This window comes from Kineococcus sp. R86509, from assembly GCF_042466365.1.
Classification (GTDB): Bacteria; Actinomycetota; Actinomycetes; order Actinomycetales; family Kineococcaceae; genus Kineococcus.
Map to the genome: position 1 here is coordinate 1,991,243 of NZ_JAXHCE010000001.1, position 25,092 is coordinate 2,016,334.

Sequence of the window (25,092 nt, forward strand, 5' to 3'; positions counted from 1 at the left end):
GTGGGTGCGACGAACGGGGCGCCCAGGCGACAGGATCGGCACACCCAACCCTCACTCCACGGCGCTGCGCCCGCCTCGACGGCAACTCCTGCAACGAGTGCCGTGACCGTGTCCGACCGTCGTCGTCGTCGAGAGCCGTGCAGACCGCCGCCGTCGGCACACCGGCGTCCACGTGCGGCAGTCCCCGACCGCACCCGTCCGGTAGTCGAACGTGCGACGACCGACGGGAGTGAACAGCCAGTCGGTGGACGGTCGAGCACGCAGCGGAAGCGGGATCAGGCGAGCAGCTTCGACAACAGCCTCTGGAGTTCCACCTGTTCGCTCGGGTCGAGACGTACGAGCCACCCGTCGAACCGTGCCGAAAGGACTTCCAGCGCTCTCTCGAGGGTGTCGACCCCGGAGGGCGTGACCGCGAGGCGGTGTCGCCGGAGGTCGTCGGGGTCGATCTCCCGTTGGACGAAGCCCTTGGCTTCGAGGTTCTTCAGATAGACGGTCACGCTCGGTTTGGGAAGGACGAGCCTGAGCGCCAGCTCAGCGGGGTAGCGGCAGGCGTCGACCTCGCCGAGCACGAAGAACTCCTTCGCCTCCAACCCGAGCGCCTCGATGTCGGGTGCGCAGTCGTTCATGACGCGCGTGAGGACCTGGTGGTTGAGGGACCAGATCCGGGCGGCGTTCGAGACGGGCATGCGACATCCTCACTAGATGGTACAGTTTCGTACTAGCTTCGAGTCGAACGTTATTGTTCTCAGACTAGGTGCTGTACGGAACAGTCTACCGACCCTGGGCGCTCCAGGCCCGCTCCGAAAGGATCGACATCCCCGTGTCATCGACCCACGACGTCACCTTCCCCAACGAGACCTTCGACCTCGCGGGCCAACTGCACCTGCCCGGAGGCTTCGACGGGAGCTCCACGTACCCGGCCATCGTCATCTCGACCCCTGGCAGCAGCGTGAAGGAGCAGATCGGTGCGAACTACGGTCGCGCCCTGGCCGACCGCGGCTACATCGCCCTCGCTTTCGACCCCGGCTTCCAGGGCCAGAGCGGAGGTCAGCCGCGCGACCTCGAGGACCCCGCTGCGCGTGTCGACGACATCCGCTTCGCCGTCGACCACCTGACCACCCTCGAGCACGTCGACAACCGCAGGATCGGCGCCCTCGGCATCTGCGCCGGCGGTGGCTACGCGGTCGGCGCCACGATGACCGATCACCGCATCAAGGCCCTGGGAACCGTCGTGCCGGTGAACGTCGGTCGCGCCTTCCGCCAGGCCGACACCTCGTCGAAGGGCTCCGCAGTCGCCATGATCCAGGCCGTGGGTGACCAGCGAACCGCCTCGGCCGCCGGCGAGGACGTCGATCGGAACGTGTGGATCCCTGACACCGAGGCGCAGGCAGCAGCGTTCGGCATCACCGACGTCGACACCCTGGAGGCGGTCCGCTTCTACCGCACCCCGCGCGGGTACCACGAGAACTCCACCAACCGCCGCCACCACACCAGCGACGCCATGATGCTCGGCTACGACGCCTTCCACCTCGTCGAGGAACTCCTCACCCAGCCGCTCCAGGTCATCGTCGGCGGTCGGCTCGGCACCACGTTCTCCTACGCCGACGGTCTCGCTCTCTGGGAGAAGGCGCCGAACGCGAAGGGTTTCCACGTCGTCGACGGAGCCGGCCACTACGAGATGTACGACGAGCCGAACTACGTCGACGAAGCGGTCGACACCCTCGACGCCTTCTACGCGGAGTTCCTCACGACCTAGCGGTCGAGGTACCGGGGCACGCAGGACCTGGCGTGGCTCACCGGATCCTCACGGGTCAGGCGGTTGCGGCGTCGCTGTCCTCGTCGTCGGGGACGCGGCACCAGCGTTCGACGAGGAGGCCGGCGGCCAGCAGCAGCACCGAGACGACGATGTCCGCGCCGGCGCTCAGGAGTTCGGAGCGCCGGGCCGCGATGTCGGCGGTGGGCAGGTAGTGCACGAACCAGCCCGCGAACATCCCCGTCAGCAGCGCCCCCGCGACGGAGGCGGCCTTGGCCAGGGCCGCGGTCCGGGCGGCGCGCAGGGCGTCGATGCGGCGGGACTTCTCCCCGTTCACCCACTGCCGCACGGGCCAGCCGACCCCGAACACGGCGACGGCGAGCAGACCGATGGTGAGGGTCGTGCGCCACATCAGGTCGGGTTCGCTGTGGCCGCCGGCGATCCAGATCTGCAGCCCGGACCAGGCGATGACCCCGGCGATGACGGCGAGGCCGACGAGCAGCCCCGGACGCGACGGCCTCACGAGATCGCCTGCAGCAGGGTCTCGACGCGACCGCCGTGCGGGCCGGGGAGTTCGGCGTCGGGGTCGAGTTCGAGCCACGGTCCCAGGACGAAGGTGCGCTCGTGGGCCCGGGGGTGCGGCAGGACGAGACCGTCCTCGATCAGGACCAGACCGTCGCAGGTCACCACGTCGACGTCGATGGGACGGGGACCGTCGGGGACCTTCGTGCTCCGGTCCAGCCCGACCTCCGCCTCGACGGCGTGGCAGGCGCGCAGCAGCGCGTGCGGGTCGAGGGTCGTGCTGACCAGCGCGACGGCGTTGAGGAAGTCGGGCTGGTCCCGGACGGTCCCGACCGGGGCGGACTCGACGAACGTGGACACCGCGTCGACGGTGATCCCCTCCACCGCGCTCAGCGCCTCGAGGGCCGCGTGCAGGTTCGCCGCGCGGTGACCGGTGTTCGCGCCCAGCGACAGGACGGCGTTCACGAGCGGGTCCGCCGGACGACGAGTTCGACGTCGTCGAAGGAGGCCGGGATCGGCGCCTGCGGTTTGTGGACCACGACGTCGACGGCCGCGATCCGTGGTGAGCGGGCCAGCGCCGCGGTGGCGATCCGCCCGGCGAGGGTCTCGACGAGCAGGACGGGTTCACCGGTGAGGATCGTGACGAGCTCCTCGGCCAGCGCGCCGTAGTCGACGGTGGCACTCAGGTCGTCGCCGGCGGCGGCCTCGCGGGTGTCGAGGTGCAGGGCGACGTCGAGACCGAAGGGCTGCCCCTGGGCGCGTTCGACGTCCAGGACGCCGTGGTGGCCGATGGCGCGCAACCCGCGCAGCACGATCCGGTCCAGCACCCGGCCCTGGGCGTCGAGCACGGGCCCGGCGGCGTCGAGCGAGGTCACGACGCACCCACCGGGGTCCGGGCGGCGCCCCAGGCCCGCGCGACGCGGACCGCCGCGACCGAGGGGGCCACGTCGTGCACCCGCACGCCCCAGATCCCTCGCGCCGCGGCGAGGGCGGTGACGGCGGCGGTCGCGGTGTCGCGGGCCGCCGGCGGCGGGACGACCCCGTCCGGGCCGGTCAGCAGCGCACCGAGGAAGCGTTTGCGGGAGGCCCCCACGAGCAGGGGGAACCCCAGCGCGGCGAGCTGGTCGAGCCCGGCGAGCAGGGCCCAGTCGTGCTCGGCGACCTTGGCGAACCCGAGCCCGGGGTCGAGCACGATCCGCTCCGGTGCGATCCCCGCCGCGGTCACCGCGTCGAGTCGTCCCCGCAGCTCGGCGGAGACCTCGGCCACGACGTCGTCGTAGACGGCGCGCGAGGTCATGACGTCGGAGAAGCCCCGCCAGTGCGAGAGGACGTAGACGCAGCCGAGCTCGGCGACGGTGGACGCCATCTCCGGATCGGCCAGACCGCCCGAGACGTCGTTCACGACGACCGCCCCCGCGGTGACCGCGGCCCGGGCCACCTCCGCGCGCATGGTGTCGACGCTCACCGGGACCCCGGCGTCGACCAACCCGTGGACGACGGGGAGGACACGGCGCAGTTCCTCGGCCACCTCGACGCGCACGGCGCCCGGCCGGGTCGACTCACCGCCGACGTCGACGAGCGCCGCGCCCGCCGCGTGCAGGGCGGTCCCCTGCGCGACGGCCACCTCGTGGGCGAGGAAGTGCCCGCCGTCGGAGAAGGAGTCGGGGGTGACGTTGAGGACCCCCACGACCCGGGTCGGTCCGGGAACCAGCAGCGAGCTCACCGGTGCCCCGCCACGATCAGGCTCATGGCCTCGGCCCGGGTGGCCGCGTTGCGCAGCGAACCGCGCACGGCCGAGGTGATGGTCTTGGCCCCCGGTTTGCGGACCCCGCGGTAGGTCATGCAGGAGTGCTCGGCCTCGACGACGACGATCACCCCGCGCGGGTGCAGCTTGTCGACGAGGGCGTCGGCGACCTGGGTGGTGAGGCGTTCCTGCAGCTGCGGCCGGCGGGCGAAGACGTCCACCAACCGGGCCAGCTTCGAGAGCCCGGTCACCCGGCCGTGCTCCCCCGGGATGTAGCCGACGTGGGCCACACCGTGGAAGGGGAGCAGGTGGTGCTCGCAGGTGGACTGCACTTCGATGTCCTTCACCAGGACCAGTTCGTCGTGCTCGAGACCGAAGTCGGTGGCGAGGACCTCGGCCGGGTCCTGGTGCAGCCCCGCGAAGAGCTCGAGCGAGGCGCGGGCCACGCGGGCGGGGGTGTCACGCAGGCCCTCGCGGTCCGGGTCCTCCCCGATGGCGAGGAGGAACTCCCGGACCGCGGCCTCGGCGCGCGGGCCGTCGTACGTGCCCGGCGCGTGAGCGTCCGGTGTGGGCGCTCCCGTGCTCACGGCTGCTCGTGCGTCCCGTTCTGGTAACCGTTCACCGGCGTCTGGAACCCACCGGCGTGGCCGTTGAGACCGGGCGAGGCGACCGGCGGGATGTCGGACACGTGACGGCGTTCCGAGGACAGCCAGACCGGCCGCTGCGGACGCTTCACGACGGGGGCGAAGATCTCGGCCAGCTCGGCCTGGTTCAGCGTCTCCTTGTCCAGCAGCGCGACGACCAGGTCGTCGAGGACCTGACGGTGCTCGACCAGGACCTCCCACGCCTCGTCGTGCGCGGACTCGATGAGGCGGCGGACCTCCTCGTCGACGATCCCGGCGACGCCCTCGGAGTAGTCGCGCTCGTGGCCCATGTCGCGACCGAGGAAGACCTCGCCGCCGCTGGACCCGAGCTTGATCGCCCCGACGCGTTCGCTCATGCCGTACTGGGTGACCATCTTGCGGGCCATGCCGGTGGCCTTCTCGATGTCGTTGCTCGCCCCGGTCGTCGGGTCGTGGAAGACAAGCTCCTCGGCAACGCGACCGCCGAGGGCGTAGGCCAACTGGTCGAGGATCTCGTTGCGCGAGGTCGAGTACTTGTCCTCGGTCGGCAGGACCATCGTGTAACCCAGCGCCCGGCCGCGCGGCAGGATCGTCACCTTCGTGACCGGGTCGGTGTTGGCCATGGCCGCGGCGACCAGGGCGTGCCCGCCCTCGTGGTACGCGGTGACCCGCAGTTCCTTCTTGTTCATCCGGCGGGTGCGCTTCTGCGGGCCGGCCATGACGCGGTCGATCGCCTCGTCCAGCGCGGAGTTGTCGATGACCTTCGCGTCGGCGCGGGCCGTGAGCAGCGCGGCCTCGTTGAGGACGTTGGCCAGGTCGGCCCCGGAGAAGCCCGGGGTCCGGCGGGCGACGGCCAGCAGGTCGATGTCCGGGGACAGCGGCTTGCCCTTGCCGTGGACCTGCAGGATCTGGTGACGACCCTCCATGTCGGGGGCCTCCACCGCGATCTGGCGGTCGAAGCGGCCCGGGCGCAGCAGCGCCGGGTCGAGGATGTCGGGACGGTTCGTCGCGGCGATGAGGATGACGTTCGTCTTGACGTCGAAGCCGTCCATCTCGACGAGGAGCTGGTTCAGCGTCTGCTCGCGCTCGTCGTGCCCGCCGCCCATGCCGGCCCCGCGGTGGCGGCCGACGGCGTCGATCTCGTCGACGAAGATGATCGCGGGCGCGTTGGTCTTGGCCTGCTCGAAGAGGTCGCGGACTCGGCTGGCGCCGACACCCACGAACATCTCGACGAAGTCCGAACCGGAGATCGAGTAGAAAGGCACCCCGGCCTCACCGGCGACGGCGCGGGCGAGCAGCGTCTTGCCGGTCCCGGGCGGGCCGTAAAGCAGGACGCCCTTGGGGATCTTCGCGCCGACGGCCAGGAACTTGGCGGAGTCCTGCAAGAACTCCTTGATCTCGTGCAGTTCCTCGACGGCCTCGTCCGCCCCGGCGACGTCCGCGAACGTCGTCTTCGGGGTGTCCTTGGACATCATCTTGGCCTTGGACTTGCCGAACTGCATGACCTTGCTGCCGCCACCCTGCATCTGCGAGATGAGGAACCAGAAGAGGAGCAGCATCAGGACGATGGGCCCGACCGTGAACAGCAGCGACTGCAGGATGCCCGTGCGGGGCACCTCGTCGGTCACCCCGTCGGTGGGCGGGTTGGTGTTCAGCGCGTCGATGAGGTCGCCACCGCGCTGGGAGATGTAGTACGAACGAACGGCGCTGGCGCCCTGCTCGGTGACCCCGGACTTGAGCTTGAGGTCGATGCGCTGAGAGCCGTCGGTGAGCGTGGCGCTCTTGACCTTGCCCTCGTCGATCAGCGTGATCGCGCGGGTCGTGGAGACCTCGGCGGTGCCGCTGGACGCGAAGAAGGAGGCGCCGATGGCCACCACGGCGATCGCGACGACGATCCACAGCCACGGGCCGCGGACGATGCGCTTGAGTTGGTTGGGCATCAGTGGAGGGGTCGCCCCCTGTCCCTCCTGCTCGTTCTAGCCTGTCGTTCGACGGTACACCGGGCGAACGACACGCCGCCGCGGGTCCTGTCTGCGCAGGTCCTTCGCTGGTCGAACGGGCGGGAGCGCCGGGCTGTTCCGGCCAGGACGCCCCGATCCGCTGTGGGCGAACTCCGGGCCTGCAGCACCCCGGCTCAGGACAGGAGCACGTGCAGCCGGTGGACGGCCGAGACCACCTCCTCCGGCACGTCGAAGGGCTGTTCGTGGCCGCTCGCGACGAGCCGGTGGTCGAGGAGACGGGCGCGACCTGGTCGACGTGCGCGGCGGGGGGAACCCGCAGCACGGGCCGGTCGTCCTCACCGCCCGCCGTCCCACGCCCACCCCCAGCGGACCGCTGGACACGGTGTTCCTGGGTGAAGGTCACGACGACGACGCCAGGCGAGCCACTCCCCCGGGGCGAGGGGCAAACCGGTCTGGACGATGGCTTTACAGGTGTTGAGCGACGGGGTAGCTTTACGGATGTAAACATTTCGCGGCGAGCCAGTCGGGCCCACCGGACCACCTCACCGGAGGTCACCATGACCACCAGCGCTCCCGCCTCGCACTCACCCCTCCTCGACACCCGCCGGCCCGCCACGACCCTGGTGCAGTCGTGGCTGCGGTTGTGGAACGGCGACCTCACCCTCGCCGCCGAGATCGTCGCCCCGGACTTCCGGCTCCACGCGGCGATGATGGACGGCGGGGACGGCGCGGCCGTCGACTCGCCCCAGGCCCTCGTGGGCTGGATCGACTCCACGCGAGCGGCCGTCCCGGACCTCGCCTTCTCGATCGAGGTCGGCCCGATCGTCGACGGCCCCTCGATCGCGGTGCGCTGGCGCGCCCGGGGCTCCTACGCCGGGGGCGTACCGGGCGCCCAGGCCCCCGGCGGCACCCTCGTCGACTTCACCGGCACCGACGTCCTGCGCACCGAGGACGGCCGCATCGCCGAGTACTGGGTGAACTCCGACACCCTCCTGCTGCTCACCCAGCTGCAGGTCCGCGCGTGAACCCCGCGACCGGCTCCGACGCACGACCCCCGCTGCTCCCCCTCGAGCCGGGACCGGCCCGGCGCCGTCGGCGGCCCGCGTACCTGGCGCCGACCAACGCCGTCGTGAAGACCCTGTCCCGGTGGCGGGTGAGCACCGGGGTAATCAAGGTCCTGACGGTGCCGGGTCGCACCAGCGGCAAACCCCGGTCCACACCGGTCTCTCCCCTGAGCCTGGACGGACGTCGTTTCATCCTCGCCCCGACGCCCGAGGGCGACTGGGCTCGCAACGCCCGCGCGGCCGGCCGCGGAACCCTCACCGACGGCCCGCGGAGCGAGCAGGTGCTCTTGCGCGAGCTGGACCGCACCGGGGAAGCCGACCTGCGGCGGCGCCTGATGACCTCCTTCCCGGCCGCCGTCCCCGACGGCGTGCGCCTGTTCAAGGCCCTCGACCTCGTCACCAGCGCCGACCCCGCGCAGTTCGCCGCCGCCGCCGACCTCGTCACCGCCTTCGAGGTCCTGCCCGCACCCGGCACCTGACCCCGCACCGTCCAGTCCCCCACACCCAACCCTCCCGAGGAGAACCACCGTGAACAGTCCCCAGGACACCGTCGCACCGACCACCACCGCACCTGCCCCCACGCAAGCGACCGAGATCGTGCTGCCGGGCGTCGTCGAACCCTCCGGTCTGCAGGTCCGCGTCCGCGACCTGCCCGCCCCCGGGCGCGGCGAGGTGATGGTCGAGGTCGAGGCCAGCGGCGTCTCCTTCGCCGAGCGGTCCATGCGACGGGGCCGCTACCCGGGTCAGCCCGCGTTCCCCTTCGTGCCCGGCTACGACCTCGTCGGCACGGTGACCGCGGTCGGACCGGACGCGGACGCCGCGCTGACCGGGACCCGCGTCGCCGCGATGACGAAGACCGGCGGCTGGGCCAGCCACGTCCTGCTGCCGGCGGTCGACCTCGTCCCCGTACGCGCGGACCTCGACCCCGCCGAGGCGGAGACCGTCGTCGTCAACGGCGTGACCGCCTGGCAGATGCTGCACCGCACGGCCCGCGTCCGGCGGGGTCAGACGGTCCTGGTCCACGGCGCCAGCGGCGGCGTGGGCACCGTCCTGGTCCAGCTGGCCGTCCACGCGGGGGTCCGCGTCATCGCCACCGCCGGCCCGCGTCACCACGAGGCCCTGCGCGCCCTGGGCGCGGAACCCCTCGACTACGACACCCCCGACCTCGAGGCCGCGGTGCGCCGCCTGGTCCCCGGCGGGGTCGACGCCGCCTTCGACCACCTCGGCGGGGAGAGCCTGACCCGCTCGTGGCGCCTGCTCGCCCCGAGGGGCACGCTGGTCAGCTACGCCATCGCCGCGAAGATCGACGCTCCCGGTTCCCTGTGGATCCCCTTCCTGGCCGCTCTCGCGCGGGTGCTCCTGTGGCAGATCCTGCCCAACGGCAAGCGCGCCTCCTTCTACGACCTGTGGTCCGGACACCGTCTGCGCCCCAGCGCCTTCCGGGCCCGCACCCGGCAGGACATGACCGCCGTGCTGGACCTGCTCGCCGCAGGGGTCGTGACCGCGCAGATCGGCGCCCGCCTACCGCTGACCTCGGCCGCCGAGGCGATGGAGCTGGCCGAGTCGCACACCGTCCGCGGCAAGATCGTGCTCGTCCCCTGAGACCCTGACCCCGACCGAGGTGGCAGCGGCAGGACCCGCTCGCCACGACCACCCACGTGGAACGAGCCATGACCACCACTCCCCGGACGACCACCGCCACCGACCCGGCCCGCCCCGGTGCGCGCGAGCGCAACCCGCGCGGCCAGGGGGGTCGCCTCCGCGACGACATCCTGACCGCCGCCACCGACCTGCTCGACGAGTCCGGGACCGAGGAGTCGGTGACGCTGCGCGCCGTCGCCCGCCGGGCCGGCATCAGCGCCCCCGCCATCTACGGGCACTTCGCCGACCGGCAGACGATCCTGCTCGCCGTCGTGCAGGGCGCCTTCGCGGAGCTCGACGAGCGTCTGCGCGCCGCCCACACCGAGGACGACGGGAGCGAGGGCGACCCCGTCGCCCGCCTGCACCGGGTCTGCGCGGCCTACCTCGACTTCGCCGCCACCCGGCCGCAGCGCTACCGGGCGATGTTCGGCGGCCTGTGGAACACCCAGCGGGCGCTGGCGGAGGAGAACGTCACCGCCGGCGACCTCACCGACCTGGGCCAGGACGCCCTCGAGGTCCTGGCCACCGCCCTGCAGGACTGCGTCGCCGCCGGGCGCTCCGGCAGCGACGACCCGCGCGGGGACGCCGTCGCCCTGTGGCTGGGCCTGCACGGCCTGGCCCACCAGCGCGTCGTCACCGCCGCCTTCCCCTGGCCCGCGGACATCATCGAGCGCCTCGTGGTCCCGCTGGCGCACCTGGTCCCCGCGGCGGACGGCGACCGGTAGCGCGCGGGCACCCGCACCCGTCGGCGACGGGCCTCGATGACGGTCACGACGGTGGAGCGGACCCGCCCAACCGGTCGCGCAACTCGTCGTCGCTGGGCTCGACCAGGTAGGAGCCGTCCGGCCAGACGATGGTCGGGATGCGCCGCGCCCCGTCCTGCAACCGCCGGACCAGCTCGGTCGCGGCCGCGTCGGCCTCGACGTCCACGTAGCGGTGGGCCACGCCCTGCGCCTCCAGCAGCGTCCGGCTGCGCCGCACGTCCGGGCACCACCCGGCGCCGTAGACCACCAGCTCACTCGCCTCACCACCGGCCGCACGGGTCTCGACGGGTTCCACGGAAGCCTCCCCAGGATCGATCGGTCCGCACCAGTGTCGCCGAGCGGACGCCCGAAACCTCCCCACCGGGTGCAACGTCCTGGCCTGTGAGACGTCTGAGCAGTGTGAGAGCAGACGACGTCGCCGGCCGCCTCGCGACGGCGGCGACCGCAGGAGCGGACGGTCCGCTCGACCTGCGGGCCCTGTTCGAGCAGCACTTCCACCCCACCGTCCGCCTCGCGAGGCTGCTCGGGGCGGACGACCCGGAGGACATCGCCCAGGAGGCGTTCGTGCGCCTCCACCGGCACCCCCTCCACGAACCGGCGGCCGCCCTGGCCTACCTGCGGCGGACGACGGCCAACCTCACGACCTCGCGTCTGCGCCACCTGGGCGTGGTGCGGCGCACCCCTGGCGACACGACCGGCACCCACGCGTCCGCCGAGGACAGCGCCCTGGCCGCCGAACGCGTCGACCACCTCCTGGCCGCGGTGCGGCACCTCCCCCGCCGCCAGCGTCACGCACTCGTCCTGCGCTACTGGATGGACCTGTCCGTCGCCGAGGTCGCCGACGCCCTGGAGGTGCCGCTGGGCACGGCCAAGTCCGACATCTCGCGCGCCCAGCGCACCCTCGCGACCCGACTGGAGGACCTGGCGTGACCGGCTCCGACGCACCCGACGCGACCGAGCGGCTCCAGGGGCAGCTCGATGCCCTCGCCGGCCGCGCCGCCCACGACGCTGAGGCGCGGAGGGTGGCGGGCGGCCCCGAGTGGGAGCGCCTGCAGCACCGCCTCACCGCGGACCGCCGCCGTCGGCGCCGGGTCCGGTCCGGTTTGATCGGCGCCGCGGCCGCCTGCGCGTTCGTCGCGGCCGGGTTCGGCTGGTCGCAGCTGGACGGGGGCGGTCCCAGCGTCCGGGTCGTACCCGCCGCCCCGGAGGACCCCGCGGCCACCGCCGCCGCCCGCGCGGCGGTGGCGGGCCAGTGCCCGGCGGTCACCGACCTGCCTCCGGTCAGCGTCGACGAAGGGCAACGACTGTCCGAGGGGCTCACCCTCGAGCAGGCCACCCGGCGTGCGCAGGACGGGCAGCAGGCCTCGGTCCTGGACGCCTGGGTGCGCTGCGCCCTCCCCGACGCCTACGGACAGCTGCGGATCGAACAGCAGCCGCAGTGGCACGTCGTGGTCGCCCTGACCGACGCATCGGGCCCCGACCCCCTCGCCGGGGCACCGCTGGGAGTGCTCACCGGCCGGGTCGAGGTGGAGACGACCCCGTTCTCCGCGGTGCAGATGCAGTTGCTGTTCGGACGGGTCGAGCAGGCCCTGCAGGGCTGCGGTCTCGGTCCGACGTCCGCCTCGATCGGACTGTCCACCCTCAGCCTCGGCGCCGGGGACGGCACACGGGGCTCGCCGGGGGTCGCCGCGGTCGAGGGCTGCCTGAACGACGCCGACCTCGGCACCGGACCCGGCCGGGACCAGGTGGAGGTCACCGACGAGTTCGCCGTGCCCGCGTGACCTGCCGCTATGGCGATAGCGCTATCGCCATAGCGATAGGAACCTAGCTGTAGACGTGCGGCGCCAGTGTCGCGACGCAGTCGAGGTTGCGGTACTTGTCCGCGAAGTCCAGCCCGTAGCCGACGACGAACTCGTTGGGGATGTCGTAGCCCACGTAGGCGACGTCGACCTCGACCTTGGCGGCCTCGGGTTTGCGCAGCAGCGCGCACACCTTCACCGAGGCGGGGCCGCGCGAGGACAGGTTCGCCAGCAGCCAGGACAACGTCAGACCGGAGTCGATGATGTCCTCGACGACGAGGACGTGGCGGCCGGAGATGTCGGTGTCGAGGTCCTTGAGGATCCGCACGACGCCGGAGCTCTTGGTGCCGGAGCCGTAGGAGCTGACGGCCATGAAGTCCATCGACAGCGAGACGTTCATGGCGCGGGACAGGTCGGCCATGACCATGACGGCGCCCTTGAGGACGCCGACGAGCAGGACGTCCTTGTCGGCGTAGTCCCGGTCGAGCTCGGCGGCGAGCTCGGCGACGCGGGTGGCCACCTGCTCCTTGGTCAGGAGCACGTGCTCGAGGTCGGTCCCGGCGGTCGCGGCGTCCACGCGGATCTCCTGTGGTTGTTCAGCGGTGGGGGGTGAGCACGAGCCTGCCACACGCGCGGACACCGCTCGCACCACCCGGCAGGTGGACGGCCCCCTGCCCGTGCCAGTCCAGGAGCAGCGCCTCGAGGACGTCGACGTGCGCGGCGGTGAGGGCGCCCGCCGGGCAGCCGACCGCGAGCGCCGCGGTGCGCAACCAGCGGCGACGCAAGGCGGGCAGGGCCCCGACCAGGTCGGTGACGGCGGCGGAACCCCCGGTGAACGGCGAGGAGTCGGCGGCGAGGGCGTCGAGGGCGTCCGCGTCGTCCCGGGCCGCGCGGGCGGTCCGGGCCAGGGCCTGGGCGACGCCCGGTCCGAGCCGGTCCTCGAGGACGGGGAGGACGTCGTGGCGCACCCGGGAACGGGTGAAGGCGGGGTCGGTGTTGGCCGGGTCCTCCCACGGTTGGAGGCCCTCGTCGTGGCAGGCCCGGCGCACGAGGGCGCGGGTGAGCCCGAGCAACGGCCGGCGGAAGATCCCCCGAACGGCCGCCATGCCGGCGAGGCTGCGCGTCCCGGAGCCGCGGGCGAGGCCGAGCAGGACGGTCTCGGCCTGGTCGTCGAGGGTGTGGGCGAGGAGGACGGCGACGGCTCCGAGCTCGTCGGCGGTGCGGGTGAGGGCGTCGTAGCGCGCGGTCCGGGCCGCGGCCTCGGGGCCACCCGCCGCTGCGACGTCGACCCGGACCCCGACGACGGGGTCCAGCCCGAGGCGACGTCCCTGCGCCTCGACCTCGCGCGCCACCGCGGCGGAGTCCGGGTGCAACCCGTGGTCGACGGTGACGAGCCCGGCGGAGCGCGCCTCGAAGGCCGTGGCCGCGGCGAGCGCGAGGGAGTCGGCACCCCCCGAGCAGGCGACCAGCACCAGCCCGGCGGGCACCGCGCGCAGGTCCCGGCGCACGGCGACCCGCACCGCCGCGACCGCGGGAGTGGGCCCGCTCAGCCGTGCACCCGCGTGACCCACGCGGCGGGCTCGCCGATCTCGGCGGGCAGCGGGAGGTGCTCGGGGCCGGTCCAGACGACGTTCAGCCCGTCCCAGCCGACGCGCGCGACGACGCCGCGGACGAACTTCGCGCCGTCGGCGTACTGGCGGGACTTCGCGTCCAGGCCGAGCATCCGGCGCACGACCTGGTCGAAGGACCCGCCGCCCTTGCGGCGCTTGGTGAACCGGGACCGGATCTGGGCGACGGAGGGCACGACCTGCGGGCCGACGTCGTCCATCACGACGTCGGCGTGCCCTTCGAGCAGCGACATGACGGCGACGAGGCGGGCGACCCGTTCGCGCTGGCCGGGCGTCTGGAGCAGGTCGGCCAGGCCGATGCCGCTGCCTTCGCCCGTGCCGCGCAGGACGTCGGGCAGGGACTGCAGGACGCCGCTGAGCCGCTCCCCCATGTCCCGCGGCTGGGCGAGGAGGTCAGCGGAGAGCTCGCGGGCCTCGGTGGTGACCCAGCGGCGCAGCCAGGGGTGCGCGCCGAACTGCAGCCGGTGCGCCTCCTCGTGCAGGCAGACCCAGCGGCGGAAGTCGTGGGGGTCGACCTGCAGGTCGCGTTCGACCTGGACGACGTTCGGGGCGACGAGCAGCAGCCGGCCGGGCTGCTCGTCCTCGATGCCGGCGAAGACGTCGAACTGGCCCAGCACCCGGCTGGAGAGGAAGGACAGCAGGCTGCCGAGCTCGGCGCCCGTGGTGCGTCGTCCGACGGCGGTGGCGGCGCGGTCGACGGCGGCGGCGGGCCGCCCACCTCCCGGCCGGACGGGGACGACCACGGGCCCGAGCAGCGAGCGGAAGGCGTCGACGTTGGCGCGGGCCCACGAGGCGCGGTCGACGACGAGCGCGGGCGGCATCGGTTCGGGGGAGGTCAGGTGCGCGGTCCGCGCGACCGGTCCGGCGGCCTCGGCGGCCGCGAGCCGCAGTTCGGCGACGACGTCGTCGATCTCGTCCCGGCCGAGCCTGGGGCCGGGGCGGACGAGCCGGGCCGCGACCTGGGCCGCGAGGTCGAAGTCGACCAGGTCGACGACGGCACGTCCACCGGGCTCGTCCTCCCCGGGACCTCCCGGGCTCCCGCCGCCCTCTGCTCCGTCGGTTCCGGAGTCCGCCCGTGCACGCATGCACGCACCGTACGCGGCGGCTACGACGTCCGTGATCAGACGTCCGTGATGAGACCTCGTCGCTACCAGCAGCCGCAGGCGAGGAGCGCCGTGGCGAAGCGGTCCTGGGCGCGGCGCGCGGAGGCCGAACCGCCCGGCGCCACGCTGTCCGACATCACGGCGAAGGCCAGCAGCCGGCCGTCGGTGTCGCGGACGTAGCCGGCGAGGCTGCTGACCCCGGTGAGCGTGCCGGTCTTGGCCCGGACGACTCCCGCGGCGGCGGCCGAGTCGGGTTGGTCGTAGCGGTCGAGCAGCGTCCCGCTCACGCCCGCGACGGGCAGACCCGCTGCGACGGAACCGAGTTCGGGGTGCTTCCCGGCGGCGACGAGGACCAGCACGTCGGTCACGACGCGGGCCGGGATGCGGGTGTCGCGGCCCAGGCCGCTGCCGCCCTGCAACGCGGTGCCGCTGACGTCGAGGCCCAGCGCGGCGATCTGGTCGACGACGGCGCGGGAGGCGTCGTCGAAGGTCCCCTGCCGGTCCGTGGCCAGGGCGACGCGGCGGGCGAGGACCTCGGCGAGGGTGTTGTCGCTGGTGGTGAGCATGAACTCGACCTGTTCGGCCGTGGTGGCCGAGCGCACGCTCGCGATCGTCGCCGCGCCGGGCACGGCCGAGGCGCGGACGACACCGCCGCCCGGGTCGAGGACCCGGACGCCGTGCGCGGCGAGGGCGGCGGCGAAGGTGCGGGCCGCGGCGAGCGCCGGGTCGGGGTCGCGGGGGGCCGTCTCCCCCGCGGCGAGGCGGCCCTCGTCGACGGCGAGCGGGGCGATGGGGGCGACGAACCCGGCGGCGACGTCGCCGCTGCCCCAACCGGCTGACGTGGTGGGACCGGAGAAGGCGGAGTCGTCGAGGCGGACGGCGACGGCGGTGCGGCCCGCGGCGAGCAGCTTCGTCGCGGTGGCGGCGGCGAGGTCGTCGAGGCCGGCGTGCCCGTCGACGGCGTCGGGGTTCCCCGCGCCGGCGCCGAGCAGGACGTCGCCCCCGGCGAGCAGGACGACCTCGTCGGGGGTCGCTCCGTCGACGACGGTGGTGGCCGCCCGGGAGGTGGGTCCGAGGGCGCGCAGGGCGGCGACGGCGGTGAGGACCTTCGTCACCGAGGCGGGGGTGCGGGGTACGTCGACGCCGTCGGAGAGCAGGTCGTCGCCGGTGAGGGCGTCCCGGACGCTGGCGGACACCTCGGCCCCGAGCGCGGGGTCGCCGAGGAACGGGGCGAGGTCACCACCGAGGACGGCGGGGTCCGGGCGGGGGGCGTCGGGGTCCAGCGCGGGCAGGACGGCCTGCGGGTCCTGGGCCGGACGGGTGGCGGCCGGAGCGGTCGGCAGGGCCGGCGCGGTGGGGGCGGGAGTCGTGGTCAGCGGACCGGGGACGACCCCGCCGGCGTCGAGCCCGGCGTAGCCACCGGCCAGCACGAGCACCGTGGCGGCCGTCACGGCGGCGGTGGCGGCCTTGCGCACGCGTCCGGTACTCCCGTTCCTCGTCCTGGGTGGCGCAGCGGTCCGTCACCGGGGTGCCACCCCGAGTTCGTCCGCGACCGCCGGTCTGCGCGACACTAGCGCGCACCCCCGGCGGAGCAGACCCTCCGGTCGGGCGAAGACCAGACGGGGTCCCCGGGCCCCGACGAGAGGAGCCACGTGAGCACCCCAGTCGAGTTCGACGCGACCATCGAGATCCCCAAGGGTCAGCGCAACAAGTACGAGGTCGACCACGAGACCGGGCGCATCCGCCTGGACCGCATGCTGTTCACCTCGACGCGCTACCCGCACGACTACGGGTTCATCGAGGGCACGCTGGGCGAGGACGGGGACCCGCTGGACGTCCTCGTCATCCTCGAGGAGCCGACGTTCCCCGGTTGCCTCATCTCCTCGCGCGCGATCGGCATGTTCCACATGCGCGACGAGGCCGGCGGCGACGACAAGATCCTCGCCGTCCCCGCGGGCGACCCGCGCTGGGAGAAGATCCAGGACCTGGAGGACATCTCCGAGTTCGACCGCCTGGAGATCCAGCACTTCTTCGAGACCTACAAGGACCTCGAGCCCGGCAAGAGCGTCGAGGGCGCGAACTGGGCCGGTCGCGCGGAGGCCGAGAAGGAGATCGCGGCGTCGTACGAGCGCGCCAAAGGCACGTCCTACGAGGCCGGCGCCGCCAAGCACTGAGGCTTCGGCCCGGTTCCGCTGAGGGATCGTTGCCTCCCCGATGTCGTCCTGCGACCTCGGGGAGGCAACGATCCCTCTCGCGTTCGCGGCCCGGGGGGGACGCGGAGGTCAGGCGGGACGGGTGCCGTAGGGCATGAGCCCGGAGCGGTAGATCGAGGAGGTCCGCACGTTGGCGCCGGTGTGCGGGGCCTCGACCATCGTCCCGGGCGCGATGACCATGCCGACGTGGTGGATCGTGCCGGGGTTGGCGGTGTCGGTGGCGTAGAAGACGAGGTCGCCGGCTTCGAGGTCGGAGAGGTCGACCTTGGCCTCGCCGCTGTACTGGATGCGCGAGGAGTGCGGCAGCCCGACCCCGGCGGCCTGCCAGGCGCGCATCGTCAGCCCGGAGCAGTCGAAGGAGTCGGGGCCGTCACCGGCCCACAGGTAGGGCTTGCCGAGCTGCGCCAGCGCCCAACCGACGGCGGTGTTCGCGCCCGCCGTGGGTCCGGCGGCGCGGCGCACCGGGGCGCTGCCCGCGGACCCGCCCGGAGACGACGAACTGCGCACGGACGGGGCGGAGGCGGCCCGGGCTGCGGCGGCGGCCTGCGCGGCGGCCGCGGCCTGCGCGGCGGCGGCCGCCGCGGCCTGGCGTTCGGCCTCGAGGCCGGCCTGGCGCTGCTGCTCGAGCGCGACGGTGGTCTGCTGCAGCTGCGCGAGCTGGGCGACGAGGGCGTCGGTCTTGGCCTGGGTGCCCGCGACCACCGCGTCGGCGGCGTCGGCGGCCTTCTGCGCGGCCTTCTGGGCCTTGGCGGTGGCGTCGGTGGCGTCCTGCTGGGCCTGCTTGGCCTCGGCGGCCTGGGCGGCGGTGCTCTCGGCGAGGGTCTTCGCGGCGGCGGCCTCGGCCTGGACGTCGGCGCGGCCGCCGGCGAGGTGGTCGAGGGTGGCCTTGCCGTCGACGTAGTCGGTGATGGAGCCGGAGGCGAGGACGGACGTGAACGAGGAGTAGTCCCCGGAGGACCCGCGGTAGGTCTGGGAGGCGAGCTGGCCGACGGCGATCCGGGCCTTCTCGTAGGCCTGCGCGGCGTCGGCGGCGGCCTGCGCGGCGGCGGCGGCCTCGCTCGTGCGCTGCTCGAGCAGCGCGCGGGCCTCGTCGTAGTCCTCGGTCGCGACGGACAGCGAGGTCTGCGCGGCGTCGAGCTGGTCCTGCTGGCTGTTCAGCTGCGCCTGCAACGAGTCGACCTGCGCGGCCGTGGCGTCGGCGGCGGCCTTCGCGGCGTCGACGTCGCTCTGACTGGGGTAGACCGGGTCGGCCAGGGCCGGGCCGCCCACCGCGATCAGCGGGACCGCAGCGGTCAGGGCCAGCAGCAGGGTGCGGCGGGCTGTGCGACCCTCAGTCACGATCGTCACCCAGCGTAGTCATTCGCGTCACAGTGTGCAGGTTAACCACCAAACGTCCCGTGCGGAACACCCCGGGCCCCGCGCGTCGGTACCTGCCTCCGGGGGAACCATCCCGCGGACGGGCAGAACGGGGGCGACCTGGCCGTTACGATCGACTGTCGTCCCGGCGACGCCCGTCCGTCGATCAAGGAGATCTCGATGCCCGAACTCATGCAGATCGGCGAGGTCGTCGAACGGGTCGGCTACAGCTTCCGCACCATCCGCTACTACGACGAGATGGGTCTGGTCACCCCGACCCAGCGCACCCCCGGCGGGTTCCGGCTCTACACCGAGATGGACGTCTACCGCCTCCTCGTCCTCAAGCGGATGAAGCCGCTGGACTTCTCCCTCGACGAGATGCGTGAACTGCTGCAGGTCCTCGACGCCCTCGACGGCCGGCTCCCCTCCGAGACCCCGCGCGACACGCTGTTCGAACGCCTCGACACCTTCCGCGCCGCCGCCGACGCCCGCGTCGAGAAGCTCCGCGAGCGGCTGATGATGGCCGAGGAGTTCGCGCAGCGACTGCGCGACGAGGCCGCCGGGCGCACCGACGGCGGCTCCCCCGCCCCCGAACCCCCCGTCCGCGAGACCACGCCCTGACCCCTGGTCCTGCTGGGGGTTCCAGCGGGATCACGACTCAAGGGGCCGACGCGGACGGCCGACGACGGGGGTGTGACCCTCCGCCGCGCGCTGCCCGTCGTGGTGACGGCCGCGCTGCTGGCGCTCGCCCTGGCCGTGCTGCTGCGTCAGCCGACGCCGAGCACCGCCCCCGGCACGGTCACCCGCGCCGCCCGGACCGAGGTCTGCCTGCGCACCGCCGGGCACGACGTCTGCCTGGACCGGGAGCACGTCGACCACCTGGGCCTGTCCGGACTGCGCCCGGGGGACTGCGTCGCCGCGACCTGGACCGGCGACCTCCTCGTCGCCGAGTCCCTGGTCCGCGTCGTGCGCAGCGCCTGCGCTCAGCCCGCGTAGGGCAGCGCCGGCAGGCCCTTCACCCCGGGCACGAAGCGGAAGATGCTCCCGGCCTGGGGGTCGTCGTCGTCCGCGAGGCCTTCGCGCGACGTCGTGATGAACAGCTCGCTGTAGTCCTCGCCGCCGAAGGTGCAGGCCGTGACCTGCCGGGCACCGACCTCGACGACGGCGTCCAGCGTGCCGTCCGGGGCGTAGCGGCGGACCGCGGAACCCCCGAAGAGGGCCGTCCAGACCCCACCCTCGGCGTCGACGGTCAGCCCGTCGGGCCGGTTGCGGCCCGACTCGTCGTTGACCTGGGCGAAGGGGCGGCGGTTCGTGAGGCCGCCGTCGCGGGTGTAGTCGAAGACGTCGGTGCGACCGGTCGGGGTGTCGTTGTAGTAGGCCAGCGTCCCGTCCGGGCTCCAGCCGAGGCCGTTGGAGATCGTGACCTCCTCGACGACGATCGAGGTGGTGCCGTCGACGTCGAGGCGGAAGACCGCCCCGCGCCCGGTTCCCTTGCCGTCGGCCTGGTCGTAGGCCATGTTCCCCGCGTAGAAGCGGCCGTCGGGGTCGCAACCGCCCTCGTTCATCCGCAGCCGGACCCGCGGACCCCACAGCTCCGGCAGCCGCTCCAGCGAGCCGTCGGGCGCCTCGAGGACGATCCCGCGCTCCACGGCGACGACGGCTCCCCCGCCGACCCGCGGCCGGGTGATCGCCACCACGTCGCCGTAGTGCTTCCGGCTGGTCGCCCCGGACGCGTCGAGGGTGACGATGTCGCCCTCGTAGAGGTCGACGAACCGCAACCCTCCCCACGTCGGCGACCAGCACGGGCCTTCGCCGTGTCCCACGAGCCTGTCGGTGATCCGCTCCGCTGCTGCCACGCTCCGCACCTTAGGGGAGCGGGCCTCCCACCCGTCGTCGAGGGACGGGTCTCAGAGGGCGGACGTCGGCAGGTAGGCGAGTTCGGGGCGACCGGATCCGCCGTAGCGGGGTTCGCGCCGCACCCGGCCCGCACCGGACAGGTGCTCCAGGTAGCGTCGCGCGCTGACCCGCGACAATCCCGTCACCGCGGCCACCTCGGTCGCTGACAACCCTTGCGCCGCAGATGCTTCCCGTAGCGCCGCCACGACGGCCAGCAACGTCGGCGCGGCGATCCCGCGGGCGGGGCCGGCGGCGGTGCGCAACTGCGAGAGCGCCTCGTCGATGGCCTGCTGGTCGATGCCGTGCTCCCCCGAGGCGGCGACGACGTCGGCCCGGAACCGCGCGTAGGCGAGGAGTCGTTCCTCCAGCGCGGCGGCCGAGAAGGGTTTCAGCAGGTACTGCACGACCCCCATCGACAACGACGCCCGCACGGTCGCGGGTTCGCGGACGGCCGTCACGGCGATGACGTCGGCGGGGACGGCGGCGGCCCGCAACGCGCGCAGCACCTGCAGCCCGTCGACGTCCGGCAACGTCATGTCCAGCAGCACCAGGTCGATCGGGGTGTCCGCACCGGCGGCGCCGACGGCCGCGAGCGCCTCCCGCCCGGAGTGCACGGCGGCGACGACGACGAACCCCGGGATCGCCGAGACCTTCTCGGCGTGCCCGGCGGCGAGCACCGGGTCGTCCTCGACGACGAGGACCCGGATCACGTCACCACCCCGCACGCCACCCCGCACGCCACCCCGCACGGGAGTCGCACCACGATCGTCCCGCCGCCGTCGTCGAGGGTCACGGGTTCCTCGACGGCGATCGTCCCCTCGTGGCGGCGCACGACCTGCCCGACGAGGGCCAGCCCGAGCCCGTGGGTTCCCTCGGGGGCCAGCCGGTTCTCCTTGCGCGACCAGCCGCGGCGCATCGCCCGCTCCAGCCAGCCGGGCGGCAGGCCCTCCCCCGAGTCCGTCACCCGGACCTCGACGGCTCCCCCGCCCCCGGTGATCCGGACCCGCACCCAGCGGGGTCCCACCCCGTCCAGCGCGGCCTCGACGGCGTTGTCGACGAGGTTCCCGACGACGGTGACCAGGTCGCGCGCGGGCAGCAGTCCGTCGGCGAGCGCCGTGTCGGGTTCGACCTCGAGCTCGACGCCGCGTTCGGCGGCCTGGGCGGACTTGCCGATGAGCAGTGCGGCGACCGCCGGGTCGGCGACGTCTGCGACGACGAGGTCGGTGAGCTGCTGGGCGGCGGCGAGCTCGGAGGTGGCGAAGGCGACGGCGCGTTCGGGCTGGCCCTGCTCGACGAGGGTGACGACGACGTGCAGCCGGTTCGCGGCCTCGTGGGCCTGGGAGCGCAGCGCGTCGGCGAGACCGCGGACGGCGTCGAGGTCGCGGGTCAGGGCCTGCAGCTCGGTGTGGTCGCGCAGGGTCACGACGGTGCCGACGCGGCGGCCCTCCCAGCGGGCGTCGAGCCGGTTGACCACGAGGACGCGGTCGTCGCTGACCTGCAGGTCGTCGACGACGTCCTCGTCGGCGTCGAGGAGGCGCTGCACGGCGGGCGGGATCTCCAGCTCCCCGTCGGGGGCGGTGGGCAGCAGCCGGCGGGCCTCGTCGTTGACGACCTGGACCCGCCCGGCGGGGTCGAGGACGACGAGGCCTTCGCGCAGCGAGTGCAGGACGGCGTCGTTGACCTCCCAGAGGCGGGTCAGGTCGGTGGGTTCGAGGCCGTGGGTGCGGCGGCGGACCCAGCGCGAGAGCGCCCAGCTGCCGGCGAACGAGAGCCCGAGGGCGAGGGCGAGGGCGAGGAGCAGGACGGGCAGCCGGTCGAGCAGGTCGGCGGTGACCGAGCGGGTCGTCACCCCGACGGCGACCGCGCCGACGACGGCCCCGCCCTGAGCGCGGACGGGCAGCACGGTGCGCACCGAGGGGCCGAGGGTGCCGGTGTAGGTCTCGATGACCTCCCCGCCGGCCAGGGCGGGGGCGCTGTGGCCGAGGAACGGCTTCCCGACCTGGGCGGGGTCGGGGTGGGTCCAGCGGATCGCGTCGCGGTCCATGACGGTGATGAAGTCGACGCCGGTGGCCGTCCGGACGGCCTCGACGTGACGCTGGATCCCGGCGCGGTCCGCGGTCGCGGGGTCCTCGAGCCCGGCCTGCACGTCGGGCGACTGCGCGACGGCGGCGGCGACGTCGGTGACCTCGGTGGTGGCGTCGCGGCGGGTGTCGCTGCGCAGCTGCCAGCCCAGGGCGGCCGTCGCGCCGAGGACGACGACGAGCACGACGAGCAGCTGCAGGACGAGGACGCGCGAGGCGAGGGTCCAGTGCCCCGGCCGGTGCCCGCGTTCGTGAACGAAACGACCGGAAGCGGGACGTGACGGGGTCGGTGTGACCACGATCACCTCCAGCATCCGAACGTCACCGAGAGGGTCCCATGAGCACTGGCGCTCAGAACCAGACGGTCAAGCGTGACCGCACGCACTTCCTCTACATCGCGGTGATCGTCGCCGTCGCCCTCGGCATCGCCGTCGGTCTGATCTTCCCCGACGTCGGCAAGGAGCTGAAGCCGCTCGGGACGGGGTTCGTCGCCCTGGTGAAGATGATGATCGGGCCGATCATCTTCTGCACGATCGTCCTCGGGGTGGGTTCCGTCCGCCAGGCCGCGTCCGTCGGGAAGGTCGGCGGGACGGCGCTGCTCTACTTCCTGGTGATGAGCGGCTTCGCCCTCGTCATCGGCCTCGTCGTGGGGAACCTGCTGCCGGTCACCGACCTGCAGCTCACCGACGACCTGAGGAAGGCCGGACCCGGCCTCGTACCGAAGTCCGAGACCCAGGGGACCTCCGGGTTCCTGCTGAGCATCATCCCGACGACGTTGTTCTCCGCGCTGACCGCGGGGTCGGTACTGCAGGCCCTGTTCGTCGCCCTGCTCGTCGGTTTCGCGATCCAGGCGCTCGGGGAACCCGGTCAGGTCGCGCTGCGCGGGGTCCAGACGATCCAGAAGGTCGTGTTCAAGGTCCTGTCGATGATCATGTGGGTCGCCCCCATCGGGGCGTTCGGCGCGATCGCGGCCGTCGTCGGGGAGACCGGCGTGGACGCGTTGAAGGCGCTCCTGACGGTGATGGTCGGCTTCTACGTCACCTGCGCGCTGTTCGTGTTCATCGTCCTGGGCCTGATGCTGCGGATCGTCGCGAAGATGTCGATCTTCAAGCTGCTGCGCTACGTCGCCCGGGAACTCCTGCTCATCGTCTCGACCTCGAGTTCCGAGACGGCGCTGCCCCGGCTCATCGCGAAGATGGAGCACCTCGGGGTCTCGAAGCCGACCGTCGGCATCACCGTCCCGACGGGCTACTCCTTCAACCTGGACGGCACCGCGATCTACCTGACGATGGCCTCGCTGTTCATCGCCAACTCCCTCGGCCAGCCGATGTCGGTGGGCGAGCAGGTCTCGCTGCTGGTGTTCATGGTCATCGCCTCCAAGGGCGCCGCCGGGGTGTCCGGCGCCGGCCTGGCGACGCTGGCCGGTGGCCTCGCCTCGCACAAACCCGCGCTGCTGGACGGGGTCGGGCTCATCGTGGGGATCGACCGGTTCATGTCCGAGGCCCGCGCGGTGACGAACTTCATCGGCAACTCGGTGGGCACCGTCGTCATCGGCACCTGGACCCACCAGATCGACCACGCCCGCGCGACGCGGGTCCTGGCCGGGGAGATCCCCTTCGACGAACGCTCGATGGACCCGACCCACACCGCCACCGACGTCCGCGACGGGGCGCACGTCCCCACCGCCTGACCGCCTCTGACCGGTGATCGCGCTGGGACCACCGGCGGGATCACCGGTCAGCGGGTGCCGAGGGCCAGCGTCTCGAGGACGAGCGGCGCGATCTGGTCGGACTCGAGCAGGAACCCGTCGTGCCCGGAGACCGACGTCACCACCCGCAACCCACCGACGGCGGCGGGGGCCGCGGCGACGATGCGGCGCGAGTCCTCGACGGGGTATAGCCGGTCGGAGTCGACGGCCACGACGACCAGCGGCACGGTGACGGCGGCGAGCGCCTGCTCGGTCCCGCCGCGACCCAGGCCGACGTCCCAGGTGTTCATGGCGTCGGTGAGGGCGACGTAGGAGCCGGCGTCGAAGCGTCGCACGAGCTTCTCGGCGTGGTGGTCGAGGTAGCTCTGCACGGCGTAGCGGCCGGGTTCGCGGGGCGCGAGCGGGTCCTCGCCGAACTGCGCGGAGCGGCCGAAGCGGCTGTCGAGCTCGGCGGCGCTGCGGTAGGTCAGGTGCGCGAGGCGGCGGGCGAGGCCGAGGCCGATGTGCGGACCGTGCCCGTCCGGGGCGCCGTGGTAGTCGCCGCCGCGCCAGCCCGGGTCGCCGAGGATCGCCGCGAGCTGGGCGCTCTGGGCGCCGATCTGGTCGGCCCCGGAGGCGGCCGTGGTCGCGAGGACGAGCGCGGACCCCACGCGGTCAGGTTGCGCCGCAGCCCATTCCAGCGAGCGCATGCCCCCCATGGAGCCGCCCAGGACGGCGACGAAGCGGGCGATGTCGAGGACGTCGGCCAGGCGGGCCTCGGCCGCGACCTGGTCGGCGACGGTGATCCGCGGGAAGGCCGAACCCCACGCCCGGTCGGTGCCGGGGCGGGCGGAGGAGGGGCCGGTCGAGCCCTGGCAGCCGCCGACGACGTTGGCCGCGACGACGAAGTACCGCTCGGTGTCGAGGGCCTTGCCGGGCCCGACGAGCGTCGACCACCAGCCGGCGGTGGGGTGGCCGGGCCCGGCCTCACCGGTGACGTGGGCGTCACCGGTGAGGGCGTGCTCGACGAGGACGGCGTTGGAGGCGTCGGCGTTCAGCGTGCCCCACGTCTCGTAGGCGAGTCGGACCTGCGGCAGGACACCGCCGAGCTGCAGCGGCAGGTCCCCGACGTCGGCGAAGCGCCGGTGGCCGGCGAAGTCGCCCTCGCGCCACGCCCCCGAGGCCGGGGGCCCCTTCGACGACAGCGCCCGCGACGCCTGCTCCGGCACCTCTTGGACGAGTTCCTGCGTACCCACC

General features: G+C 73.4%; 27 protein-coding genes and 2 pseudogenes. 12 read left to right on the forward strand and 17 right to left on the reverse strand.

What is annotated here, in order from left to right; all coding sequences use genetic code 11:
* Window positions 1-275: 275 nt before the first annotated feature.
* On the reverse strand, window positions 276-686 hold the full coding sequence (locus tag SJY07_RS09565) for a MarR family winged helix-turn-helix transcriptional regulator (RefSeq protein WP_328294486.1): 411 nt from the start codon (window positions 684-686) through the stop codon (window positions 276-278).
* Between the two features lie 134 nt (window positions 687-820).
* Here SJY07_RS09565 and SJY07_RS09570 point away from each other — a divergent pair, with 134 nt between their 5' ends.
* On the forward strand, window positions 821-1,756 hold the full coding sequence (locus tag SJY07_RS09570; protein WP_380158657.1) for an alpha/beta hydrolase: 936 nt from the start codon (window positions 821-823) through the stop codon (window positions 1,754-1,756).
* 55 nt (window positions 1,757-1,811) lie between these two features.
* On the opposite strand, the gene SJY07_RS09575 is transcribed toward SJY07_RS09570, so the two are convergent.
* The 6 genes from SJY07_RS09575 to ftsH are packed head-to-tail and all read right to left on the reverse strand — an operon-like array spanning window position 1,812 to window position 6,582.
* The gene (locus tag SJY07_RS09575) at window positions 1,812-2,276 is read right to left on the reverse strand and encodes a DUF3180 domain-containing protein (RefSeq protein WP_328294484.1); all 465 of its coding nucleotides are present in this window, start codon (window positions 2,274-2,276) and stop codon (window positions 1,812-1,814) included.
* On the reverse strand, window positions 2,273-2,740 hold the full coding sequence (gene folK / locus SJY07_RS09580) for a 2-amino-4-hydroxy-6-hydroxymethyldihydropteridine diphosphokinase (protein WP_380158660.1): 468 nt from the start codon (window positions 2,738-2,740) through the stop codon (window positions 2,273-2,275). The genes SJY07_RS09575 and folK overlap by 4 nt, the downstream gene beginning before the upstream one ends.
* A complete protein-coding gene (folB, locus tag SJY07_RS09585) occupies window positions 2,737-3,150 on the reverse strand; it encodes a dihydroneopterin aldolase (RefSeq protein ID WP_380158662.1) in 414 nt (137 codons plus the stop codon). The genes folK and folB overlap by 4 nt, the downstream gene beginning before the upstream one ends.
* Window positions 3,147-3,998, reverse strand: a complete 852-nt coding sequence (folP, locus tag SJY07_RS09590) for a dihydropteroate synthase (protein WP_380158664.1) — start codon at window positions 3,996-3,998, stop codon at window positions 3,147-3,149. Before folP ends, folB begins: the two co-directional genes overlap by 4 nt.
* Window positions 3,995-4,606 carry a GTP cyclohydrolase I FolE gene (gene folE / locus SJY07_RS09595; RefSeq protein ID WP_380158666.1) on the reverse strand — a complete coding sequence of 204 codons (612 nt, stop codon included), beginning with the start codon at window positions 4,604-4,606 and terminating at the stop codon, window positions 3,995-3,997. The genes folP and folE overlap by 4 nt, the downstream gene beginning before the upstream one ends.
* Entirely contained in the window at window positions 4,603-6,582 is a 1,980-nt protein-coding gene (ftsH, locus tag SJY07_RS09600) for an ATP-dependent zinc metalloprotease FtsH (protein ID WP_380158668.1), read from the reverse strand. Before ftsH ends, folE begins: the two co-directional genes overlap by 4 nt.
* Window positions 6,583-7,160: 578 nt before the next feature.
* Here ftsH and SJY07_RS09605 point away from each other — a divergent pair.
* From SJY07_RS09605 to SJY07_RS09625, 5 genes and pseudogenes are all read left to right on the forward strand, one after another.
* A complete protein-coding gene (locus SJY07_RS09605; protein WP_380158670.1) occupies window positions 7,161-7,628 on the forward strand; it encodes an ester cyclase in 468 nt (155 codons plus the stop codon).
* Window positions 7,625-8,146: a nitroreductase/quinone reductase family protein gene (locus SJY07_RS09610; RefSeq protein WP_380158672.1), complete on the forward strand. Its 522-nt coding sequence runs from the start codon at window positions 7,625-7,627 to the stop codon at window positions 8,144-8,146. Before SJY07_RS09605 ends, SJY07_RS09610 begins: the two co-directional genes overlap by 4 nt.
* A 193-nt stretch (window positions 8,147-8,339) precedes the next feature.
* Window positions 8,340-8,564: pseudogene (locus SJY07_RS09615) on the forward strand (alcohol dehydrogenase catalytic domain-containing protein); the annotation flags it as partial.
* A 150-nt stretch (window positions 8,565-8,714) separates the two neighbouring features.
* Window positions 8,715-9,269: pseudogene (locus SJY07_RS09620) on the forward strand (zinc-binding dehydrogenase); the annotation flags it as partial.
* 68 nt (window positions 9,270-9,337) lie between these two features.
* Complete coding sequence (locus SJY07_RS09625) at window positions 9,338-10,033, forward strand: TetR/AcrR family transcriptional regulator (protein ID WP_380158674.1); 696 nt, start codon at window positions 9,338-9,340, stop codon at window positions 10,031-10,033.
* Between the two features lie 43 nt (window positions 10,034-10,076).
* Here the strand turns inward: SJY07_RS09625 and SJY07_RS09630 are convergent, their stop codons facing one another.
* Window positions 10,077-10,367: a glutaredoxin family protein gene (locus SJY07_RS09630; protein WP_380158676.1), complete on the reverse strand. Its 291-nt coding sequence runs from the start codon at window positions 10,365-10,367 to the stop codon at window positions 10,077-10,079.
* Window positions 10,368-10,471: 104 nt separating this feature from the next.
* Between SJY07_RS09630 and SJY07_RS09635 the strand changes: the two genes are divergently transcribed.
* Together SJY07_RS09635 and SJY07_RS09640 are read left to right on the forward strand one after the other, a co-directional pair.
* Complete coding sequence (locus tag SJY07_RS09635) at window positions 10,472-11,002, forward strand: RNA polymerase sigma factor (RefSeq protein ID WP_380158678.1); 531 nt, start codon at window positions 10,472-10,474, stop codon at window positions 11,000-11,002.
* Window positions 10,999-11,853, forward strand: coding sequence for a hypothetical protein (locus SJY07_RS09640; RefSeq protein WP_380158680.1), 855 nt, complete (start codon window positions 10,999-11,001; stop codon window positions 11,851-11,853). Before SJY07_RS09635 ends, SJY07_RS09640 begins: the two co-directional genes overlap by 4 nt.
* Window positions 11,854-11,896: 43 nt before the next feature.
* Here the strand turns inward: SJY07_RS09640 and hpt are convergent, their stop codons facing one another.
* The 4 genes from hpt to dacB all read right to left on the reverse strand — a co-directional run bounded on the left by hpt (window position 11,897) and on the right by dacB (window position 16,077).
* The gene (gene hpt / locus SJY07_RS09645; RefSeq protein WP_380158682.1) at window positions 11,897-12,448 is read right to left on the reverse strand and encodes a hypoxanthine phosphoribosyltransferase; all 552 of its coding nucleotides are present in this window, start codon (window positions 12,446-12,448) and stop codon (window positions 11,897-11,899) included.
* A 19-nt stretch (window positions 12,449-12,467) separates the two neighbouring features.
* Window positions 12,468-13,421, reverse strand: a complete 954-nt coding sequence (gene tilS, locus SJY07_RS09650) for a tRNA lysidine(34) synthetase TilS (RefSeq protein WP_380162251.1) — start codon at window positions 13,419-13,421, stop codon at window positions 12,468-12,470.
* Window positions 13,418-14,584, reverse strand: coding sequence for a zinc-dependent metalloprotease (locus SJY07_RS09655; RefSeq protein WP_328294473.1), 1,167 nt, complete (start codon window positions 14,582-14,584; stop codon window positions 13,418-13,420). Before SJY07_RS09655 ends, tilS begins: the two co-directional genes overlap by 4 nt.
* 62 nt (window positions 14,585-14,646) lie before the next feature.
* Window positions 14,647-16,077, reverse strand: coding sequence for a D-alanyl-D-alanine carboxypeptidase/D-alanyl-D-alanine-endopeptidase (gene dacB / locus SJY07_RS09660; RefSeq protein ID WP_380158684.1), 1,431 nt, complete (start codon window positions 16,075-16,077; stop codon window positions 14,647-14,649).
* A 177-nt stretch (window positions 16,078-16,254) separates the two neighbouring features.
* On the opposite strand from dacB, the gene SJY07_RS09665 reads away from it, so the two are divergent.
* Window positions 16,255-16,776 (forward strand): inorganic diphosphatase, encoded by a 522-nt coding sequence (locus SJY07_RS09665; protein WP_328294471.1) that lies wholly within the window; start codon window positions 16,255-16,257, stop codon window positions 16,774-16,776.
* A 108-nt stretch (window positions 16,777-16,884) separates the two neighbouring features.
* On the opposite strand, the gene SJY07_RS09670 is transcribed toward SJY07_RS09665, so the two are convergent.
* Window positions 16,885-18,162 (reverse strand): C40 family peptidase, encoded by a 1,278-nt coding sequence (locus tag SJY07_RS09670; RefSeq protein ID WP_380158687.1) that lies wholly within the window; start codon window positions 18,160-18,162, stop codon window positions 16,885-16,887.
* Window positions 18,163-18,351: 189 nt separating this feature from the next.
* Between SJY07_RS09670 and SJY07_RS09675 the strand changes: the two genes are divergently transcribed.
* Together SJY07_RS09675 and SJY07_RS09680 are read left to right on the forward strand one after the other, a co-directional pair.
* The gene (locus SJY07_RS09675) at window positions 18,352-18,792 is read left to right on the forward strand and encodes a MerR family transcriptional regulator (protein WP_328294469.1); all 441 of its coding nucleotides are present in this window, start codon (window positions 18,352-18,354) and stop codon (window positions 18,790-18,792) included.
* Between the two features lie 72 nt (window positions 18,793-18,864).
* A complete protein-coding gene (locus SJY07_RS09680; RefSeq protein WP_328294468.1) occupies window positions 18,865-19,167 on the forward strand; it encodes a hypothetical protein in 303 nt (100 codons plus the stop codon).
* Here the strand turns inward: SJY07_RS09680 and SJY07_RS09685 are convergent.
* Genes SJY07_RS09685 through SJY07_RS09695 form a run of 3 tightly spaced genes read right to left on the reverse strand, consistent with a single transcriptional unit; the run spans window position 19,155 to window position 22,447 of the window.
* On the reverse strand, window positions 19,155-20,027 hold the full coding sequence (locus SJY07_RS09685) for an SMP-30/gluconolactonase/LRE family protein (protein ID WP_380158690.1): 873 nt from the start codon (window positions 20,025-20,027) through the stop codon (window positions 19,155-19,157). The genes SJY07_RS09680 and SJY07_RS09685 overlap by 13 nt on opposite strands.
* A gap of 51 nt (window positions 20,028-20,078) precedes the next feature.
* Window positions 20,079-20,777 (reverse strand): response regulator, encoded by a 699-nt coding sequence (locus tag SJY07_RS09690; protein ID WP_380158692.1) that lies wholly within the window; start codon window positions 20,775-20,777, stop codon window positions 20,079-20,081.
* Complete coding sequence (locus SJY07_RS09695; RefSeq protein ID WP_380158694.1) at window positions 20,774-22,447, reverse strand: ATP-binding protein; 1,674 nt, start codon at window positions 22,445-22,447, stop codon at window positions 20,774-20,776. Before SJY07_RS09695 ends, SJY07_RS09690 begins: the two co-directional genes overlap by 4 nt.
* A 38-nt stretch (window positions 22,448-22,485) precedes the next feature.
* Here SJY07_RS09695 and SJY07_RS09700 point away from each other — a divergent pair, with 38 nt between their 5' ends.
* Window positions 22,486-23,838: a cation:dicarboxylate symporter family transporter gene (locus SJY07_RS09700; RefSeq protein WP_380158696.1), complete on the forward strand. Its 1,353-nt coding sequence runs from the start codon at window positions 22,486-22,488 to the stop codon at window positions 23,836-23,838.
* Between the two features lie 47 nt (window positions 23,839-23,885).
* Here the strand turns inward: SJY07_RS09700 and SJY07_RS09705 are convergent, their stop codons facing one another.
* Complete coding sequence (locus SJY07_RS09705; RefSeq protein ID WP_380162253.1) at window positions 23,886-25,064, reverse strand: homoserine O-acetyltransferase; 1,179 nt, start codon at window positions 25,062-25,064, stop codon at window positions 23,886-23,888.
* Window positions 25,065-25,092: the final 28 nt, after the last annotated feature.

What these genes read in the sequence shown, in the direction of transcription:
- SJY07_RS09565 (WP_328294486.1), bottom strand. Translation starts at nt 686, where the DNA reads ATGCCCGTCTCGAACGCCGCCCGGATCTGGTCCCTCAACCACCAGGTC.
- ftsH (WP_380158668.1), bottom strand. Translation starts at nt 6,582, where the DNA reads ATGCCCAACCAACTCAAGCGCATCGTCCGCGGCCCGTGGCTGTGGATC.
- SJY07_RS09605 (WP_380158670.1), top strand. Translation starts at nt 7,161, where the DNA reads ATGACCACCAGCGCTCCCGCCTCGCACTCACCCCTCCTCGACACCCGC.
- SJY07_RS09625 (WP_380158674.1), top strand. Translation starts at nt 9,338, where the DNA reads ATGACCACCACTCCCCGGACGACCACCGCCACCGACCCGGCCCGCCCC.
- SJY07_RS09655 (WP_328294473.1), bottom strand. Translation starts at nt 14,584, where the DNA reads ATGCGTGCACGGGCGGACTCCGGAACCGACGGAGCAGAGGGCGGCGGG.
- SJY07_RS09675 (WP_328294469.1), top strand. Translation starts at nt 18,352, where the DNA reads ATGCCCGAACTCATGCAGATCGGCGAGGTCGTCGAACGGGTCGGCTAC.
- SJY07_RS09700 (WP_380158696.1), top strand. Translation starts at nt 22,486, where the DNA reads ATGAGCACTGGCGCTCAGAACCAGACGGTCAAGCGTGACCGCACGCAC.